Raw genomic sequence first — 18,014 nt, 5'->3', positions numbered from 1 at the left:
GAGAGCACCATGCTGAGCAAACTGCGTATCGGTCCCAAACTGCTGCTGGCGCCCGGCCTGGTGCTGCTGCTGCTGGTCGTCACGGCCGCCGCCGCCTACTACGGCATGGTGCGGCAGAACGCCTCGCTGGAAAACCTGGTGCAGGTGCGCGCGGCCCGCCTCAGGACCGCCGCCGACGTCACCGGCGAAACCCGCTATGCCCACGCCCACATCTACCAGCTGCTGGCCTGGGTCAACGGCAGCTTCTCCCAGCCCCGGCTGGAGGCGCTGGCCAGGCAGATCAAGGCCGGCCACGCCAACATCGAGACCCAGCTGCGCCAGCTGGGCACGCAGGCCACGGCCGACGACAACGCCGCCGAGCGCAAGATCGTCGAGCAGACGCTGCAATCGCTGACCGCCTACCGCAAGGCCGTGCAGGACACCATGGAGATGGCCAGCATCGACCAGAGCATCGCCACCAACGCCATGGCCCACGGCGAAAAACAATTCCTGCTGCTGAACGAACAGCTGGCGCAGCTGTCGGCGCTGGAAAAAACCCTCAGCGAGCAGGCCTACGCGCGCGCGCGGGACGAGTTCCACACCCTCGGCACCAGCATGGCGGTGATGGTGCTGCTGTCGATCGCCTTGTCGATGGGGGTGACGATGGCGGTGCGCGGCGCCATGCTGCACGACATCCGCGCCATCGCCGACGTGGTGGTGGCGCTGGAGGCCGGCCGCCTGGTGGCCGGCCGCGGCGACAACCACGGCCGCGACGAGATCGCCGACACCGCCCGCATGCTGGACCACACCATGCACAAGCTGACCCGGATCCTGAGCGCCATCCTGGCGTCGGTGCAGGCGATCGACTGCGCCGCCCACGAAATCGCCAGCGGCAACCTCGACCTGTCGACCCGCACCGAGATGCAGGCCGGCTCGCTGGAGGAAACCGCCAGCGCCATGGCCAGCCTGACCAAGGCGGTGCAGGACAACGCCGCCGGCGCCCAGCAGGCCTGCCGGCTGGCGGCCGGCGCCGCCGACCTGGCCCGGCACGGCGGCGCCGCCGTGCACCAGGCGGTGCAGACCATGGCCTCGATCCGCGCCAGCTCGCGCCAGATCGTCGACATCATCGGCGTGATCGACAGCATCTCCTTCCAGACCAACATCCTGGCGCTCAACGCGGCCGTGGAAGCGGCGCGCGCCGGCGAACAGGGCCGCGGCTTCGCGGTGGTCGCCAGCGAGGTGCGCACGCTGGCGCAGCGCTCGGCCGCCGCCGCCAGGGAGATCAAGGCGCTGATCGCGGCCTCGGTGGCCACCATCGACAGCGGCAGCACCTCGGTGCACCAGGCCGGCGAGCGCATGGAGGCCATCGTCGAGTCGGTGCAGCAGGTCAACGACGTCATCGCCCGCATCAGCAAGGCCAGCGCCGAGCAGGCCCAGGGCATCGCCGAGGTCAACCAGGCGGTCGGTCAGATGGACGATGTGACGCAGCAGAACGCCGCGCTGGTGGAACAGGCGGCCGCCGCCGCCGCCAGCCTGCAGGAGCAGGCGGTGCAGCTGTCGCAGGCGGTGTCGGTGTTCAAGGTGGAGGCGCCGTCAGCGCATGGGCTTGCTCAAAAAGCGCGAGCCGGCCAGGCCGAAGCGCCACGGCAGCTCCATCGCCTTGCTGATGCCGATGCGCGGGCCGGCTAGCACGGCGACCCCGGCCCGCTCCGGCGCCAGCAGGGCGAACGGCGGCGCGTCCAGCGCCAGGTTGTTGTGCGCGCGCGTGACGCCCAGCGCCTGGCACAGCCGCCCCGGCCCCGAGCACAGCAGGCGCTCGTCGTCCAGCCCGCGCCGCTCGCGCATCTGCGCCAGCCCGGCCAGCGGCTCCAGCGCGCGGATCAGCACGCCGGCGCCGTGGCCCTCCTCGCGGCAGACGAAATTCAGGCACCAGTGCAAGCCGTGCGAGCGGTACACATAGCTGCGTCCCGGCGGCCCGAACATGGAAAAATTGCGCGGCGTCGGACCGTTGAAGCTGTGCGCGGCCGGCTCGGTGCGGTCGTAGGCCTCGGTCTCGACGATGCGCCCGCCCACGCCGTCCACCAGCAGGGTGACGCCGATCAGCTGCCGCGCCACCTCGGCCGAGGGCGCGCTGAAATCTATGCCGGCCAGATGTGTGTCCATGGCCGTATTGTAAATGCCAATCTGGCCTGGAAGCTCACGAAATCCGTGACAAATGATTATCGAATCGCCCCGTCAGGCGGGAATTAGCGACAAAATATGGCGGCCCCGGCAGAAATTCAGGATAAATTCATGCCCGCCGCCCGCGCTTGCGGCGATAATCAGGGTAAGCATGCCCAGCATGCGTGAGCGCACTGGTTTATAGTGCAGCATTGCATCGCCACCCGTAGCCCCTGAAGAACACAATGACGACAGTTGCAGCCCCAGCCATGCCAGTTGAAAACGCGGTGGAAGAAGCGCTGATGCGCTCCATCCGTATTCCTCCACGGCCCAGCCTGCTCGTCGACCTGCAGCGCGAGCTGGCCCAGCCGGATCCGTCGCCCCGCCGCATCGCCCGCATCATCGGCAACGACGTCGGCATGTCCGGCGCCCTGCTCAAGCTGGCCAACTCGCCGTTCTTCGGCGCCGCGCGCAAGGCCAAGTCGGTCGAACAGGGCATCAATTTCCTCGGCATCAACCAGTGCGCGGCCCTGCTGACCGGGCTGCTGGCGCGCCAGGCCATCGACGGCAAGGAAGCCGACCTGAACGCGTTCTGGGAGATCTCGGCGCGCCGCGCCCAGGCCGTGGTGTTCTTCTCGCGCAAGCTGCGCATCGCCCCGCCGGACATCGCCCACACCTTCGGCCTGTTCTGCGACATCGGCGTGCCGCTGCTGATGAACCGCTTCGCCGACTACGCCGCCACCTACGCCGACGCCTGCGACGACGCCGGGCAAGCCTTCACCGACATCGAGGATAATCGCTACAGCACCAACCACGCCGCCATCGGCTGCCTGCTGGCGCGCAACTGGGGGCTGTCGCCGGACGTCTCGTGGGCCATCCTGCTGCACCACGACTACCGCGTGCTGGACGACCCGGCCACCGACGACGCCGTGCGCTCGCTGGTGGCGCTGGCGCTGCTGGCGGAAAAAGGCATCGCCCGCTTCCACGGCGCCAACCTGTCCTACGAATGGGAAAAGGGCGGCGACCAGGCCTGCCGCCACCTCGGCCTGTCCGAGGATGAAACCGCCGACCTGCTGGACGAACTGCACGAAGCCTTCCACACCGAACGATAAGCGAACCATCAGAAACATGCCTAAAAATAAGCGCCCCGTACCGCGCAAATCCGCGAACTCCCCGGAACTGAAAGACGAGCAGCAAACCACCGAACTGTGCGCCCTGGCCCTGGACCTGGCCGACGGCGAGTTCAACGACGACATCGTGGCCGACAGCACCCGCGCCGAGCTGGCCCAGAAAGCGCTGGACTTCCAGCGCCTGCTACGCAAGCTGCTCAACCAGGGCAAGGACGAGGTGCTGTACGGCGCCATCGAACTGGCGCGCGACGAATCGCGCGACGGCTACCGCTACCTGCGCAACGCGGTCGAGGAAGGCGCGGCCAGCCTGATCCTGCGCCGCGAAGGCGCGCCCGAGATGGAGATCGACGCCTTCGCCATTCCGGTGTTCGTCCACAGCCAGGGCGGCCTCGACCCGGCCTTCGATTTCCAGGACGCCGCCGCCTACGAAGCCCTGCTCGACAGCTTCACCGACGCCGGCCTGGAAAGCAAGAACGCCAAGGTGGTGCTGGTCAGCCACGCCTACGACCTCGACCAATTCGAACGCGTCACCTACGGCCAGCTGCACGCCATGGTGCGCGAGGCGGCGCAGTCGCTGACCGAGAAAAAGATCGCCGCCGCGCCGGCGCTGGAGCGCAGCATGGCGGCCGGCTGGTCGGCCACCGGCTTCGGCGCGGACGACGCCGCCGTCGAGCTGCGCTTCCTGCTGGGCTTCGCGATGAAGCGCGCCGACGACGCCTTCTACAAGGTGCCGGCCAGCGAGAAGGCGGCCGACGCCTACTTCGCCCAGCGCGCCGGGCGCTACCAGAAATGGACCGAGCAGCACGCGCCGCTGGTGGCGCGCTGCCTGGGCCGCGGCCGCGGCGCGGACAACGCGCTGCGCCTGAACTTCCTGTACCAGGACCTGTTCTTCGGCGCCCGCGCCCAGGGCCAGGCCGAGTACGCGATGCTGCAACTGCTGTCCACGCTCAACCAGGCGATGGCCGGCCGCGCGCCGGACGCGCTGAACGCCGTCATCGCGCCGTCCGACGTCGACGACGAGATGGTGCTGCGGGTCCAGCTGCGCGACGGCGAGGCCGTGCTGGCCAGCGCCGACAAGCCGCTCGACCTCGGCGCCGACCTGGAGCTGGAGGTCGACGACCTGCGCGACGCGCTGGCCAGCATCGGCATCGGCGCGCTGCAGGTGGCGCTGCGCTTTGACGCCGACGGCCAGCCGCTGGAGCTGCGCCCGCTGGCTTGAACTTGCCGCAAATTCCCGTTTGACATAGCCCCACGAGCCGAGGATACTTTCCTCAAGCGGAACCCAGAATCCGCTGCCTGGTGCGGCGCCGGCTTGTGCTCCGCAGCAAAGGGAGACTCGTCATGAAAGCATGGGCCCTGACCGTGTGCGCCGCGCTGCTGTGCGGTTGCGCCGGGCCGTCGCTGACGCCGCGCGCGGCCGCGCCGATGGTATTCCACGATCAACTGTTCCAGCCGCCGGCGACGCCGGTCGACACTGCCCACGTGTTCGCCGTCAGCCCGGCGATGCGCGACTACCTGAGCCGTGAAATCGGCCACAACCTGGCGCACAAGGATCCCCGCCGCGAGCTGTTCGACGCCCTGTACCGCAGGGACAAGCTGCAGCTCGAATACGATTCGGCCATGACCCGCGACGCCGCGCAAACCTTCGAGGCGCGCGCCGGCAACTGCCTGTCGCTGGCCATCATGACGGCCGCGCTGGCGCACGAGCTCAACCTCGTGGTGCAGTTCCAGCAGGTCGAGGTCGAGGAAAGCTGGAGCCGCGCCGGCGACCTGTATTTCGCCAGCAACCACGTCAACCTGGCGCTGGGCCGGCCGCGCCTGTCGCACGGCGACATCTACAGCGTCGACCTGTCGAACGCGCTGACGGTGGACTTCATCCCCATTCCGCCCAAGGCGCGCGAAAACGCCAAGCCGCTGGAAGAGCAGACCATCCTCGCCATGTACCTGAACAACCGCGCCGCCGAGCTGCTGTCGCAGGGCAAGCTGGACGACGCCTACTGGTCGGCCCGCAAGGCGGTCGAGCAGGACCCGGGCTTCCTGAACGCCTACAACACGCTGGCCGTGGTCTACCAGCACCACGGCAACGTGGCCGACGCCGAGCGGGCGCTGCGCTACGCGCTGTCGCAGGCGCCGGACAACACCATCTTCCTGTCCAACCTGGTGCAGTCGCTGGCCGTCCAGCCCGGCCCGGACAAGCAGGCCGAGGCGGACCGGCTGCGCATCCGCCTGGCCCAGCTGGAACCCGACCCGCCCTTCCATTTCTTCAACCTGGGCCAGGCCGCCATGCAGGCCGGCGACTACCGCCGCGCGCGCGACCTGTTCGCGCGCGAGGTGGAGCGGGCGCCGGACTACCACGAGTTCCACTTCTGGCTGGCGCTGGCCAATTACCAGCTGGGCAATCTGCGCGAAGCGGACATCCACATGGTCAAGGCCCTAGCCAACAGCACCACGCGTGGCGACCACGACCTGTATTCGGCCAAGCTGGACCGCATCCGCGCCTATGAGGCGCACGCGGCGGGCAAATAGGCGTGCGCGATGGTATTCTGGCCGGGGCGCGGCCCCGGCCCGGCGCTTGACACATAGTTGCAAACACGCAACAATGCAAAATGTGTAAATCAAGCTGTGCTTACCCAAGGATACCGCCATGCTGAGACCCAGGTCCGTCTACCTTCTGCCACTCCTGCTGGCCGCGCTGCTGACCGGATGCGGCGGTGGCGGCGGCGGCAGCAGCGCCGATCCCGGCACCCCGGCCGTCTCGCCCGCCCTCAGCTTCAACCCCGACACCGTCCGCGGCAACATCAACGCCGGCACCTCGCTCACCCTCAACATCATCGCCACCGTGGCCAGGCCGGCCGACTTCGCCAACGCCAGCAGCGTGCTCGCCAGCGTGGTCGACAGCAACGGCGTGCTGCTGCCCAACGCCCAGCTGATACGCGACAGCGACACTCAGTACCACGCCGTGCTGCAAACCTCGCCGTCGCTGGCGGCCGGCAGCTACACCGGCAGCTTCACCGTGCGCCTGTGCCGCGACAGCGGCTGCGCCGCGCAATTCCCCGGCTCGCCGATGCTGCTGCCCTACAACCTGCAGGTGGTGCCGGTCGGCCAGCTGAGCTTTAGCGCCACGCCGGCCGTCGCGCTCGGCGGCACCGCCCACCTGGGCGCGGCCGCGCCGGCCGCGATCAACGTCGCCATCAGCAGCGAGGGCCGCAGCTGGACCGCCACCAGCGGCGCCGCCTGGCTCAAGCCCGGCGCCGCCAGCGGCAACGGCAGCGGCACGCTCAGCGTCGCCTTCGATCCGACCGGCCTGGCGGTGGGCGACTACAGCACCACGCTGACCATCAGCGCCAGCGACGGCCAGAGCGCCGTGCTGCCGGCCACGCTGTCGGTCCAGCCCAGCGGCCTGGTCACCGCCGGCAGCGTCACCTTCAACGCCATCAACGGCGCCCCGGTGCCCAACCAGGTGATCACGCTCGACACCGACGACCAGAGCAGCGCCAGCTGGAGCGCCACGGCCAACGGCGCGTGGCTGCGCATCTCGCCCACCAGCGGCATCACGCCGGCCACCGCGGTGCTGACGGTCGATCCCACCGTCGGCACGCTGGCCAGCGCCAGCTACAGCGGCAGCGTCGCCCTGAGCGCCACCGGCCAGGCCGGCCGCAGCCTGCCGGTCACGCTCAACCTGAGCCCGGCCACGCTGAGCGCATCGCTCAACAGCATCACCCTGGGCGGCCCCTACGGCCGCGATTTCAGCGCCAGCCCGAGCCTGGCGCTGAGCCTGAACACCGTCACCAACGCCTGGCCCTGGTCGTTCGGCACCCTGCCCGGCTGGGCCTCCGCCAGCGTCCTCGGCGGCAACGTCAACCAAGGCGCCAGCAACGTCGCCTTCAGCGCGCTGCCGGCCAACGCCGGCGTCGGCGTCACCTCGGCGCTGGTCAACGCCACCGCCCGCGTCAACGGCGACCGCGTGGTCGCGCCGGTGCTGCTGACGATTAACAAGGACCAGCACAAGCTGCTGCCGTCGGAGACCGGGGTCGCCTTCAGCGGCACGCCGGGCTGGAGCAGGCTGACCCGCACCCTGACCGTGCGCGACAACTACGGCAGCTTCGGCGGCATGAGCGCCGCCTCCAGCCAGAGCTGGCTGACGGCCGGCGTCAACGGCAGCAACCTGATCCTGACGGCCGACCCGACCACGCTGGGCGCGAACACGCTGAGCATCGCCACCGTCACGCTGACCCCGTTCGACACCGACGCCAGCGCGCCCGAGCCGATCCGCGTGGCGCTGTGGAAAGGCACGCGCACGCCGCAGGCCAACACCAGCACCGCGCTGACCTACACCAACGTGATCACCGATCCGATCCGGCCCTACGCCTACGCGCACAACGGCGGCGCCTACATCGACATCTACAACCTCTACAGCGGACAGAAGACCGGCACCATCACCGGCCTGGGCGCCAGCCTGGGCGACATGGCCACCAGCGCCAACGGCGACTACCTGTACCTGCTGAACCTGAGCAGCCACTCGCTGGTCACCATCGACCTCAACACCCAGGCGGTGCTGTCGCAGCAGGCGGTCGACGCCGACCAGTCGACCCGCCTCAAGGTGATACGCCCGAACGGCGTGGAAATGCTGGTGCTGAGCAACGGCGCGGCCTACCTGACGTCCAGCGGCGCCCGCCTCAGCCTGCCGCTGGCCGGCGGCGGCACGCTGGCCGCCAGCGGCGACGGCAACCGCCTGCTGCAGCAGGCCGAGAACGCCGCAGTAGTGGCCATCACCACGCTCAGCGTCGACTATGCCGCCCTCAACGGCGGCACCCTGTATCCGGCCAAGGTTCCGGCCGCCAGCCACGCCAACACCGGCACCCTGGGCCAGGACATCGCGGTCAGCCAGGACGGCACGCGGATCTACACCGCCAGCAGCACGCCCAAGCTGTGCAGCATTCTCAATCCGGTCGACCTGGGGGTGCTGGGCTACCTGGCGGCCGGCGACGGCACGCCCAACAACGTCAAGCTGGGCAGCGACGGCCGCATCTATTGCGGCGCCGCCGTCAAGGCGGCCATCAGCGATGTGTGGATGTACGACACCAGCGGCAAGCTGCTCAACCAGTTCAAGCTGTCCAGCGGCAGGCTGCTGCTGCCGCGCCAGCTGGCGGTGTCGGGCGACGGCCTGCTGTTGATCGGCATTACCGACGATGGCGTGGCCACCATCGTCCCGGTCGGGCCGTAGGCAGCCTCAGTAGCCGGTGCTGCGGCCGGCGATGACCGGCAGGTCGTCGTCGGTGGTCATGGCCCAGATCAGGCGGGCGATGGTCTCCGAGGCGATCACCGTGTGGTGGTTACCCTGCGCCATCAGCTTTTCGCGGATCTCGCGCCGCACGGCGGGGATGCCGGTCAGGTCGAACAGGATGTCGACACCGCTGCCCAGGGCGACGATCTGGTCCAGCGTCACCACCTTCAGGCCGGCGTCCAGCGCCAGCTGGCGGCCCGGCGTGTCGCCGCTTTCAGCCACGGCCACCAACTCCACGCCGCGCTCGCGGCGGCCCAGCATATTGCGCAGGAAAGCCGAGCCGATACGGCCCAGTCCGACGATGGCGATTTTCTGATTATCCATGTTGTCCCCAGCTAAGTTGAACTGCCTGAATTGAACTGCGATCGATACCCCTGTCAAAACTGTGTTAAAAGAAAGTATATTTAAAGCAAGCATAACCACGCTCCCCCGACAAGGCAAGCCGCATGCAACGCAACGACCAGCTGGACCACATTTTTTGGCACACCCTGACCGGCGCCCACGCCCGCCACGCCGCCGGCAGCGGCGGCGCGCGCCGCTACACCCAGGGCTTCTCCCCCATCGTCGCCTTCGCCGAGCCGGCGCGGCCGGACTTCGCCGCGCTGGCCGCGGTGTGCGCGCCGGGCGAGCCGTTTTACTGCGACAGCTGGCACGGCGCCGCCCCGCCCGGCTGGAAGATCGAGGCCGAGAGCACCATGTTCCGCATGGTCTGGCAAGGCGCCACGCCGGCCGCCGAGCCGGCGCCGGAAGCCCGGCAGCTGGGTCCGCAGCACGCGGCGCAGGCGCTGGAGCTGGCCCTGCTGTGCAAACCGGGCCCGTTCGGCATCCGCACCATCGAGCTGGGCGACTACTTCGGCTACTTCGACGGCGAGCGGCTGATGGCGATGGCCGGCGAACGCCTGCGGGCGCCGGGCCTGTGCGAGATCAGCGGCGTCTGCACCCACCCCGACTACCAGGGCCGGGGCCTGGCCAAACAACTGATACGCAAGCTGATCCGCCACCACGCGCGGCGCGGCGACACCTCCTTCCTGCACGTCATGCGCAGCAATGACGCGCACCAACTCTACCTGCGCATGGGCTTCGAGGATTACCTGGAGTCGGTGGTGCGGGTGATCTCGCGCGAGGAACCCTGAGATGCAGGCCTTGATCATCATCGACATGCAACAAGGCATGGCCAGCCCCGAAGCCGGCGTGCGCAACAACCCCGACGCCGAGCGCAACATCGCCGCCCTGCTGGACGCCTGGCGCGCGGCCGGCGCGCCCGTGGTCCACGTGCGCCACATGTCGCGCACGCCGGGTTCGCCGTTCTGGCCGGGCCAGCCGGGCGCCGAATTCCAGCCGCGCCTGGCGCCGCTGGCGCACGAACACGTGGTGGAAAAGAATGTGCCGGACTGCTTCGTCAACAGCGGGCTGGAGCGCTGGCTGCGGGTGCGCGGCATCGATCGCGTGGTGCTGGTGGGCGTGAGCACCAACAACTCGGTGGAAGCCAGCGCCCGCAGCGCCGGCAACCTCGGCTTCGCCACCCGGGTGGTGGCCGACGCCTGCTACGCCTACGCCAGGAACGACTACGCGGGCGCGCCCCGCAGCGCGGACGATGTACACTACATGGCATTGTCCAACCTCGATGGCGAATACGCCGCCATCGTCGACACCGCCTCCCTGCTGGGCACGTTCAAGGATAGCTAGCCATGCGCATCGCCATCGTCTCCGACATCCACGGCAACCTTGCCGCCCTGGAAGCGGTGGTGGCCGACATCCGCCACCAGGGCGTGGACGCGGTCGTCAACCTGGGCGACAGCCTGTCCGGCCCGCTGCTGCCGCTGGAGACCGCGCGCTTCCTGATGATGCAGGACTGGACCCACCTGGCCGGCAACCACGAGCGGCAGATCCTCGAGCTGCACCCCGGCTCCGGCGCGTCCGACGCCTACGCCCGCGCGCAGCTGACGCCGCGCGAGCTGGCGTGGATCGCCGCGCTGCAGCCGGCGCTGCAATACAACGAAGACGTGTTCCTGTGCCACGGCACGCCGACCAGCGACCTCACCGGCCTGCTGGAAACGGCCGACCGCCACGCCGGCGCCGCCGACATCGAACAGCGCCTCGGCCAGGTCGACGCCAGCCTGGTCGCCTGCGGCCACACGCACGTGCCGCGCAGCGTGCGCAGCGCGCGCGGACAGCTGATCGTCAATCCCGGCAGCGTCGGCCAGCCGGCGTATGCCGACGACCATCCCTACCCGCACGTCATCGAATCGGGCTCGCCCGACGCCCGCTACGCCATCGTCGAGCGCCGCCAGCAGCAATGGCAGGCGCAGCTGATCAACGTCCCCTACGACTACCGCGGCATGGCCGAACTGGCCTGCGCCAACGGCCGCGAAGACTGGGCCGTCGCGCTGATGACCGGCTATATGTCGGCCAAACAATAGGGCTGGGCAGATAATCGTGCGTGCGGGCGCGGCCAGAAGCGCGGCGATGGAAAAGCCCGCTGACAGTTGACGCCACGCCAGGACTTATGAAGATCGATCCCGCCATTGACACCTTGCTCGTAAAGCCGCCAAAGAAGTTCAAATATGCGGGACGCATCGTGGCTTTCGACCACAAACACCGCCATCCATCAGATCAAGGAGTGCCATATGAGTTCAAGGATGCACAGCAACTCATCAACGATTTCTTTGCTGACGTGGACCGCATACTGCAGGAGGTGAGAAGGTGATGAAACCAATTTTTATTGGCATCTTGTCGCAAGAGAAAATTCGCGAGCGCGTGCTCGCGATCGCACGCGGCAATTACAAACCGAAGCCGAACGAGCCCAAAGTCTGGTTCACCTCGATGAAATCGCTGGCGGAAGTCCTGAGCGATGAAAACCGGGCGTTGCTTCACGTGATTATGGAAACACAACCCGAATCCATCTCGGCATTGGCAGAGGCAACTGGCCGTAAACCAAGCAACCTGTCGCGCACACTGAAAACAATGTCCAACTACGGCATCGTGGAGTTGAGACGAGAGCGGAATCAAGTGCGCCCTGTGGCTAAAGCGACCGAGTTCCGCATTGTCGCTCATTGAATCTTTGGAGGAACCTGCTTCCGTTCAACTTGACACCCGGGTCGAATGCAGCGGCTGCTAACCTAGACGGGCGCGCTCCAGCGCTGGCCGATCTGGCGTACCGCTTCGGCCACGCCATTCTCGTGTCCCATCGCCTGGGCGATCGCTTGCGCGCGGACGGTCATGGCGGGCGTGCCGCGCAGCTGGCGGATTTGGGCCGCCAGCCTGGCAGGGCTCGCGCTGCGGCGCTTGAATGGCTTGCCGGCGATGCCCAGCCTATGCAACTCGCGCCCCCAGTGCTCCTGTTCGCTGATATGGGCGATCACCAGCGACGGCACGCCGGCCAGCGTGGCGGACTGCGTCGTGCCCGCGCCGCCATGATGCAGCACGGCGCAGCAGTGCGGGAAGATCTGCTGGTGCGGCGCGGTCGCGATGTAAAGGATCTGCTGGTCGGACCGGAAGCCGCAGGCCTCCCAGGCGTGGCATTGGATGATCGCACGACTGCCGGCCAGGCGCGCAGCCGCCGTCAGCAAGCGCAGCGCCTCAGTCTGGCCGGGCAGGTCCGCGGGCATCCAGCTGCCGAGGGTCATGTAGACCGGCGCGTCGCCGGCGCTCAGGAAGCTGGACAACGACACCGGCAAGGCGCCTTCCAGCTCGCAGTTCGGCCGGTCCAGAAAACCGCAGACCTGGATCGAGTCGGGCCAGTCCGGCTGGCGCGGGCAGATTTGCGGACTGACCGCGACCAGCGCAAGATCACGCGACACCCAGACTTCGGAAACCAGATCGCGCAGCGGCGGCATGCCGAGTTGTTTGCGCAGCCGGTCCGGATAATGCCGCAGCGTTCGATTGAGCATGGCCTTCGTCAGCCACCAGAACAGGCGATTGCCCGGCTTGCCCAGCATCCGCAAGCCGAGTGGATGCTGGTAGTCGCTGGGAACGGCCGCGTGCGTCAACAGCACGCTGACATAGGGCAGGCCCGCATGCTCCGCCGCGATCTGCAAAGGATGCATGAAGTAGTGACCGATCAGCAGGTCCGATTCGGCGCACAGGCTGCGGGCCGCTTCAAACATTGCGTCCTCGGCCGGAGCGAAGGCCATGCGCAGCAGGGCCGCCATCTGCTTCATGGGATCGCGGATCGTGTAGGCGGCATGGCCGATCTGCTCCGCCTCCTCGGCGCTGAACGCCAGCGAGTGCACGGTGATCTTCGCGCCTTGCGCCGAACGGACTCCTTCGTAAAGGCCCGCCTGCAGGCAGCAGATGACGAGATGGACCTCGTGCCCCGCCGCTTGCAGGCCATCGGCCAGGGCGAGGAAGGGACGGATATCGCCGTGCGAGCCCCAGGTCAGCATGCCTATCTTCATGGTTCAGCCTATTCGTTTTGAGAAAATTATAACGCCCCTTGCAGACAGGCGCCGAGCTGCCGCCACACATCGAGCTTGCGTTCAAAGCCTATGGTAGGAGCGGGGTCCCGAAGAAGCCGATAGCCCTCAAATGCGGCAACGAGCCTGCTGATGCCATGGTTCGCTTCATGCCGATGCAGAAACCAGCAAAAGCAATTATTATTTCGGACACCGAATTGAAGGCAACAGTGTCCACATCAAACTCCTATCTTCCACTATGCTTGGCTCCCTCGTCGATAATGTGCTGACCCGTATTTCAAAGCTACAGCCGAAGCGTCGGAATAGCGACGCCCTGCCAACCTTTCATGTCGTGACTTCCGTGGGGGCCGTTCGTGTGTACGATTCCGGGTCCACCAAGCCGTGCGTGGTTCTTGTGCCGGATGGCCCCAACGTCATCGAACACTGTGAAGTCCTGATCGACCTGCTCGTGCCACACTTTCGGGTGGTGTGCTTCGATATGCCCGGCTTTGGTTTCTCCTTTCCGCGTTTCTTCTACCGGCATTCCTTGGTTCAGGGCGCCAACGCCGTGTTAGGCGTTCTGGACAGGCTGGGAATCGATACTGCCACATTGGCGTTCAGCTGCGCCAACGGCTTCTATGCTCTGCAGGCGGCACGCATCGCGCCGGAGCGTATTACGGGGCTGGTCCTTTCTCAGACGCCCTCGCTGACCGCAATGCAGGCATGGACTTATCGGAACGTACCACGACCGCTGCGTGTTCCTGTCATCGGGCAGGTGGCCGCTTGGCTATTCCGGCGGCAGGCCGCACATCGCTGGTACGGCCGCGCGCTGCCGCAAACGACAGACCCGCAGTTCTTTAGGAAGACGGCGCATGAGGCACTTTCCGGCGGCGGGTGTTTCTGTTTGGCAGGGGTGGTCCAAGGGTTGATGCGCGAGAGCGGCGCGGCGCTAAATGCCATTGAAGTACCGTGCACGATCATTTGGGGAACAAAGGACCACTCCCATCGGGACACTGATCCGGACTCGCTTCGTGGACACATCCCACAGGCTGAGATCATCCACTTTGAAGACTGTGGGCATTTCCCCGATATCGAACAACCTGAACGTTACGCGTCGATTCTAACCGCTCGGATTGCACGATCCACCTGACTGGAGCTCGGTTCGCTGGTGCCGCCGGCTGCGTCCAATTATGCTGTACTACCAGACCGTTCGGTATTTTCAGCGCTCCACCGAGGCACTTAGCTGTTCCAGTCCGCGTCGCGCAACAGTGCCCAGCGTCCCAGTTTGCTGGCGTAGGCAAGTGTATACGCGGGACTGCTGGACGGCAGGTCAATCAAGCGCCAGCGCTGTTCATGCATGACTAACTGCTTGCGCCCGAGTCGGGACGCGGTTCCACCATTGAAGGCGATGACGCGGATGTTAGGAAAGTTCGCTAGCAGAGCAAGCAGATCGTTGTCATTGCGGTTGCGAATGTTGCTGTCAAGGCTACCACTGCGGTGCGCTTGGGCCACGACGTCCCACAAGCCAATGCCATGCGCGAGCAAGGTAGCCAGGCGAGTGCCGTAATCCATGCCGCGCAGGTCGGCGTTGATCACTGCGCCCGCCAGCTCCCAGAATTTGTTTTGGCGATGTCCGTAATACTGCTGCATATCCAGCGATTTGTCGCCCGGCAGGCTGCCCAGCACGAGCAAGCGCGTGCGCGCATCCACTACAGGCGCAAAGCAACGCTTCGTCATCAAGGGCAATTCCGCATCGGCGGGAGCGCGTCGGAAATCGCGCGGAAGGAGCGGTCAAAACGATACGGAATGTTCAGGTGGCTATCGACAAATTCCTCGTGCACGAACGGAACGTCCAGGCTGCGCAAGCGTTGCGCGAAGATGCGCGCCCCGTATTGCAGGTTGAATTCATCCAGCGTGCCGGCGTCGAGATAGAGCAGCCGCAAGCTGCGCAAGGCGGCAGCGTGGCGTTCGGCGATGTGCACGGGATCGCACGATAGCCAGCGCTGCCATACGGCCTCATGCAACTCGCCGGTATGCGTATCGAAAGGCAGCACGAAGCCCGGCGCCATGCCCGGGTCCGGCGAATAGCAGGCCGCCATCGCGATGGTGTTGACGGTGGCTTGAAAGCCGGGGTCGCGCGGACGGATGTCAGGCAGCCGCTCCACGAAGCCGGCCAGTCCGCCGTGGCGTTCCAGCACCGGCAGGCAGTGCGCAAACGCCGGCTTGTAGCACAGCTCGAAATACAGGTCGCCGCTGTGCGAGGCGGCCATGCTGAAGACATCGGAACGGCGCATCGCGAACATCAGCGCCCCGTAGCCGCCGGAGCTCTTGCCGGACACGGCGCGCCAGTCGCGCGTGGCGACGGTACGGTAACGAGCATCCACATGCGTAACGATTTCGTCGGCGACATAGTCCTCGTAACGCCCGGTCGCGCTGGAGTTGATGTACTGGCTGCCGCCGTAGCGCGTCAGGCAATCCGGCATCGCCACGATCATCGGGCGTATCTGTCCGCTGCCGATCAGGCGGTCCAGACGCCGGGACAAATTCTCGTCCCAGGCGGAATCGTTCAGCAGGGAGGCGCCACGCCCGCCATAGCCGGCCAGCACGTAGACGCTGGGATAGCGCGCGGCGCCCTCGTCATAGCCGGGTGGCAGGTAAATCGCCAGTTGCCGGCACGCGGGATCGCCCGCCGCGTTGTCCGCCAACAAGCGGCTGTCGATCGTGTCCCAGACTATCCGACCCGCGGGATACTGCGTACGCATCATATGTGTAGTTCCTCCTGTCGCTCAGCCAAGGCCACATTGTACCCAAGCGTCGCCGCGCCGCGATTCGGGTGTAGAATTTGCCGACGGCACGATCGTACTAAAAAAAACCGGAGACAGCCATGACGCAAGCGCGCACCATCGATACCCTGCTGGCCAAGTACAGCGAAAGCCATCTCAATCCCACCAACGAAGTGATCCACTTCATCTGCGTGCCCATCATCGTCTTCACGCTGCTGGGCCTGCTGTGGGCCGCGCATCCGCTGCTGGCGGTGGCGGTCACGCTGGCCTCGCTGGTCTACTACCTCAAGCTGTCGAAGCCGTTCGCGGTGGGCATGCTGCTGATGGCGACGCTGATGCTGGCCCTGCTGGCCGCCCTGCCCGAGCGGGCCATCCTGCCGCTGTCGCTGGCGATCTTCGTGCTGGCGTGGATAGGACAATTCATCGGCCACAAGATCGAAGGCAAGAAACCGTCGTTTTTCGACGACCTGCGCTTCCTGCTGATCGGGCCGCTGTTTGTGCTGGGTTTCCTGTATCGCCGGCTCAAGCTGGCGTACTAGTGGAAGCCCGCAAAGGCGAACAGGGTCTGGGCGGCACTGCGCATCTCTTCGTCGGCCAGCAACAACACCAGCACGGTGCTGACCGCGACATAGCCCAGCAAGCCGATGACTTTGATTTGCAGCGCGGTACTCATGCCGCTCTCCCCTTGGTTGATATGTCATTCCATCATACTTATACTTTCAACAAAATGCTCAAAATTTACTCAACGGAACGCAACTAAATCCGCGATCTGTTGCGCCGCAACAAAATCATAGCTGCCAGGCAAGGAATCGCCAGGGCGGCTATACTCATCCGATGTCCTCTCCACTCCTGTTCATCACTGCCTGCCTGATCTGGGGCTCCACCTTCTTCGCCATCACGCTGCAACTGGGCGAGGTCGCGCCCGCCGTCTCGGTGGTCTACCGTTTCGCGCTGTCGGCGGCCGTGCTGTTCGCCTGGTGCCTGGCGCGCGGCGACAAGCTGCTGATGCCCTGGCGCACCCAGCGCTGGATGTTTCTGCAGGGCTGCGCCACCTTCGGCCTGAGCTACATCTGCACCTACAGCTCCGAGCAATACCTGGTCTCCGGCCTGGTGGCCGTGCTGTTCGCGCTGATGGTGTTCTGGAATCCCATCCTCAACCGCATGGCCTTCGGCACGCCGGTCAGCTGGCGCACCTGGAGCGCCGGCGCGGTCGCCATCTGCGGCGTCACGCTGCTGTTCTTGCAGTCGATCAGCAGCGCCTGGAGCGAAATCCTGTCCGGCGACAACGGCCGGAATGGACAATTTCTGCTCGGCCTGGCGCTGGCGCTGACCGCCACCATCGCCAGCTCGGTCGGCAACGTGGTCGTGATCAAGGTGCGCGAGCAATCGTCCAACGTGCTGCTGACGATGGCCTGGTCGATGCTGTGGGGCAGCCTGCTGGTGGCGCTGTGGGTGCTGGTCAGCGGCCAGTCCTTCACCATGCCGGCCGGCCTGCCCTACTGGGGCGGGCTGCTGTACCTGTCGCTGTTCGGCTCGGTGATCGCCTTCGCCGCCTACTTCACGCTGATCCACCGCATCGGCTCGCACAAGGCGGTGTACATCGGCGTCGTCACGCCGGTCATTTCCGTCTTGCTGTCGATCCAGCTGGAGCACTTCCGCCCCGGTCCGCTGCAATGGGCCGGCATGATATTGTGCCTGTCCAGCGTCGCCTGGGCGCTGCAATCCGATTCCCCGTCCACCACAGAAAGCACCGTAGAAGCCTGATGACTACTTCCGACCTGACCATACGCCCGGCCCAGCCGGCAGACGTCGCCGCGATTTTCGGCATGATTTACGAACTGGCCGTGTTTGAAAAACTGGAACACATGGTGGTCGCCAACGAGGCCATGCTGCACGACAGCCTGTTCTGCGACAAACCGGTGTGCGAAGCGCTGGTCGGCGAGACCGACGGCGAAGTCGTCACCTTCGCCTTGTTCTTCCACAACTTCTCCACCTTCCTGTGCAAGAAGGGCCTGTACCTGGAGGACTTGTACGTCAAGCAGAGCCGCCGCGGCAAGGGCTACGGCAAGCAGATGCTGGTGGCGCTGGCGCAGCTGGCGGTTGAACGCGACTGCGGCCGCTTCGAATGGTCGGTGCTGGACTGGAACAGCAACGCCATCAAGTTGTACGAGAGCATGGGCGCCTCACTGTTGCCGGAATGGCGCATTTGCCGCGTCACCGGCGACGCGCTGACCCAAATGTCTCAAGGGTCTTGATATAGCGCAAGGCAAGGCGTGGTCAAGCT

21 protein-coding genes are annotated in these 18,014 nt (G+C 66.3%); 14 read left to right on the top strand and 7 right to left on the bottom strand.

Features of this window, described 5'->3' with window-relative positions; translation table 11 throughout:
- Positions 1-9 precede the first annotated feature (9 nt).
- Positions 10-1,668, top strand: coding sequence for a methyl-accepting chemotaxis protein (locus ACEN9O_RS12685; RefSeq protein WP_495617886.1), 1,659 nt, complete (start codon positions 10-12; stop codon positions 1,666-1,668).
- Here the strand turns inward: ACEN9O_RS12685 and ACEN9O_RS12680 are convergent.
- Together ACEN9O_RS12680 and ACEN9O_RS12675 are read right to left on the bottom strand one after the other, a co-directional pair.
- Entirely contained in the window at positions 1,573-2,142 is a 570-nt protein-coding gene (locus ACEN9O_RS12680; protein WP_495617885.1) for a DNA-3-methyladenine glycosylase, read from the bottom strand. The genes ACEN9O_RS12685 and ACEN9O_RS12680 overlap by 96 nt on opposite strands.
- Before the next feature lie 72 nt (positions 2,143-2,214).
- Complete coding sequence (locus ACEN9O_RS12675) at positions 2,215-2,352, bottom strand: hypothetical protein (protein ID WP_495617884.1); 138 nt, start codon at positions 2,350-2,352, stop codon at positions 2,215-2,217.
- Between the two features lie 32 nt (positions 2,353-2,384).
- Here ACEN9O_RS12675 and ACEN9O_RS12670 point away from each other — a divergent pair, with 32 nt between their 5' ends.
- The 4 genes from ACEN9O_RS12670 (at position 2,385) to ACEN9O_RS12655 (ending at position 8,493) form a co-directional block, all read left to right on the top strand.
- Positions 2,385-3,251: an HDOD domain-containing protein gene (locus ACEN9O_RS12670; RefSeq protein ID WP_495617883.1), complete on the top strand. Its 867-nt coding sequence runs from the start codon at positions 2,385-2,387 to the stop codon at positions 3,249-3,251.
- Between the two features lie 16 nt (positions 3,252-3,267).
- Entirely contained in the window at positions 3,268-4,488 is a 1,221-nt protein-coding gene (locus tag ACEN9O_RS12665; protein ID WP_495617882.1) for a DUF2863 family protein, read from the top strand.
- 122 nt (positions 4,489-4,610) lie between these two features.
- Positions 4,611-5,795: a tetratricopeptide repeat protein gene (locus ACEN9O_RS12660; RefSeq protein WP_495617881.1), complete on the top strand. Its 1,185-nt coding sequence runs from the start codon at positions 4,611-4,613 to the stop codon at positions 5,793-5,795.
- A 118-nt stretch (positions 5,796-5,913) separates the two neighbouring features.
- The gene (locus ACEN9O_RS12655) at positions 5,914-8,493 is read left to right on the top strand and encodes a BACON domain-containing protein (RefSeq protein ID WP_495617880.1); all 2,580 of its coding nucleotides are present in this window, start codon (positions 5,914-5,916) and stop codon (positions 8,491-8,493) included.
- A gap of 6 nt (positions 8,494-8,499) precedes the next feature.
- Here ACEN9O_RS12655 and ACEN9O_RS12650 read toward each other — a convergent pair whose 3' ends face one another.
- Positions 8,500-8,877 carry a Rossmann-fold NAD(P)-binding domain-containing protein gene (locus tag ACEN9O_RS12650; RefSeq protein WP_495617879.1) on the bottom strand — a complete coding sequence of 126 codons (378 nt, stop codon included), beginning with the start codon at positions 8,875-8,877 and terminating at the stop codon, positions 8,500-8,502.
- Positions 8,878-8,999: 122 nt separating this feature from the next.
- Here ACEN9O_RS12650 and ACEN9O_RS12645 point away from each other — a divergent pair, with 122 nt between their 5' ends.
- The 5 genes from ACEN9O_RS12645 to ACEN9O_RS12625 all read left to right on the top strand — a co-directional run bounded on the left by ACEN9O_RS12645 (position 9,000) and on the right by ACEN9O_RS12625 (position 11,610).
- Positions 9,000-9,686 carry a GNAT family N-acetyltransferase gene (locus tag ACEN9O_RS12645; RefSeq protein WP_495617878.1) on the top strand — a complete coding sequence of 229 codons (687 nt, stop codon included), beginning with the start codon at positions 9,000-9,002 and terminating at the stop codon, positions 9,684-9,686.
- A gap of 1 nt (position 9,687) precedes the next feature.
- Complete coding sequence (locus ACEN9O_RS12640) at positions 9,688-10,239, top strand: cysteine hydrolase family protein (protein WP_495617877.1); 552 nt, start codon at positions 9,688-9,690, stop codon at positions 10,237-10,239.
- A gap of 2 nt (positions 10,240-10,241) precedes the next feature.
- The gene (locus tag ACEN9O_RS12635; RefSeq protein WP_495617876.1) at positions 10,242-10,973 is read left to right on the top strand and encodes a metallophosphoesterase family protein; all 732 of its coding nucleotides are present in this window, start codon (positions 10,242-10,244) and stop codon (positions 10,971-10,973) included.
- A gap of 86 nt (positions 10,974-11,059) precedes the next feature.
- The gene (locus ACEN9O_RS12630) at positions 11,060-11,260 is read left to right on the top strand and encodes a hypothetical protein (protein WP_495617875.1); all 201 of its coding nucleotides are present in this window, start codon (positions 11,060-11,062) and stop codon (positions 11,258-11,260) included.
- Positions 11,260-11,610 carry an HVO_A0114 family putative DNA-binding protein gene (locus ACEN9O_RS12625; protein ID WP_495617874.1) on the top strand — a complete coding sequence of 117 codons (351 nt, stop codon included), beginning with the start codon at positions 11,260-11,262 and terminating at the stop codon, positions 11,608-11,610. The genes ACEN9O_RS12630 and ACEN9O_RS12625 overlap by 1 nt, the downstream gene beginning before the upstream one ends.
- Before the next feature lie 62 nt (positions 11,611-11,672).
- Here ACEN9O_RS12625 and ACEN9O_RS12620 read toward each other — a convergent pair whose 3' ends face one another.
- The gene (locus ACEN9O_RS12620) at positions 11,673-12,950 is read right to left on the bottom strand and encodes a glycosyltransferase (RefSeq protein WP_495617873.1); all 1,278 of its coding nucleotides are present in this window, start codon (positions 12,948-12,950) and stop codon (positions 11,673-11,675) included.
- Positions 12,951-13,206: 256 nt separating this feature from the next.
- Here ACEN9O_RS12620 and ACEN9O_RS12615 point away from each other — a divergent pair, with 256 nt between their 5' ends.
- The gene (locus tag ACEN9O_RS12615; protein WP_495617872.1) at positions 13,207-14,097 is read left to right on the top strand and encodes an alpha/beta fold hydrolase; all 891 of its coding nucleotides are present in this window, start codon (positions 13,207-13,209) and stop codon (positions 14,095-14,097) included.
- Between the two features lie 89 nt (positions 14,098-14,186).
- Here ACEN9O_RS12615 and ACEN9O_RS12610 read toward each other — a convergent pair whose 3' ends face one another.
- The gene (locus ACEN9O_RS12610) at positions 14,187-14,684 is read right to left on the bottom strand and encodes a DNA-deoxyinosine glycosylase (protein WP_495618466.1); all 498 of its coding nucleotides are present in this window, start codon (positions 14,682-14,684) and stop codon (positions 14,187-14,189) included.
- Positions 14,684-15,712 carry an alpha/beta hydrolase gene (locus tag ACEN9O_RS12605; RefSeq protein WP_495617871.1) on the bottom strand — a complete coding sequence of 343 codons (1,029 nt, stop codon included), beginning with the start codon at positions 15,710-15,712 and terminating at the stop codon, positions 14,684-14,686. Before ACEN9O_RS12605 ends, ACEN9O_RS12610 begins: the two co-directional genes overlap by 1 nt.
- A 119-nt stretch (positions 15,713-15,831) precedes the next feature.
- On the opposite strand from ACEN9O_RS12605, the gene ACEN9O_RS12600 reads away from it, so the two are divergent.
- Entirely contained in the window at positions 15,832-16,269 is a 438-nt protein-coding gene (locus ACEN9O_RS12600) for an Mpo1 family 2-hydroxy fatty acid dioxygenase (RefSeq protein ID WP_495617870.1), read from the top strand.
- On the opposite strand, the gene ACEN9O_RS12595 is transcribed toward ACEN9O_RS12600, so the two are convergent.
- The gene (locus ACEN9O_RS12595) at positions 16,266-16,403 is read right to left on the bottom strand and encodes a hypothetical protein (protein WP_495617869.1); all 138 of its coding nucleotides are present in this window, start codon (positions 16,401-16,403) and stop codon (positions 16,266-16,268) included. The two genes, ACEN9O_RS12600 and ACEN9O_RS12595, sit on opposite strands and share 4 nt — an antisense overlap.
- 161 nt (positions 16,404-16,564) lie before the next feature.
- Between ACEN9O_RS12595 and ACEN9O_RS12590 the strand changes: the two genes are divergently transcribed.
- Both ACEN9O_RS12590 and ACEN9O_RS12585 read left to right on the top strand, forming a co-directional pair.
- Positions 16,565-17,494: a DMT family transporter gene (locus ACEN9O_RS12590; RefSeq protein ID WP_495617868.1), complete on the top strand. Its 930-nt coding sequence runs from the start codon at positions 16,565-16,567 to the stop codon at positions 17,492-17,494.
- Positions 17,494-17,985, top strand: a complete 492-nt coding sequence (locus ACEN9O_RS12585; protein WP_495617867.1) for a GNAT family N-acetyltransferase — start codon at positions 17,494-17,496, stop codon at positions 17,983-17,985. The genes ACEN9O_RS12590 and ACEN9O_RS12585 overlap by 1 nt, the downstream gene beginning before the upstream one ends.
- Positions 17,986-18,014: the final 29 nt, after the last annotated feature.

Source organism: Duganella sp. Dugasp78 (assembly GCF_059491455.1).
This window is presented reverse-complemented; position numbering and strand designations above follow the sequence as displayed.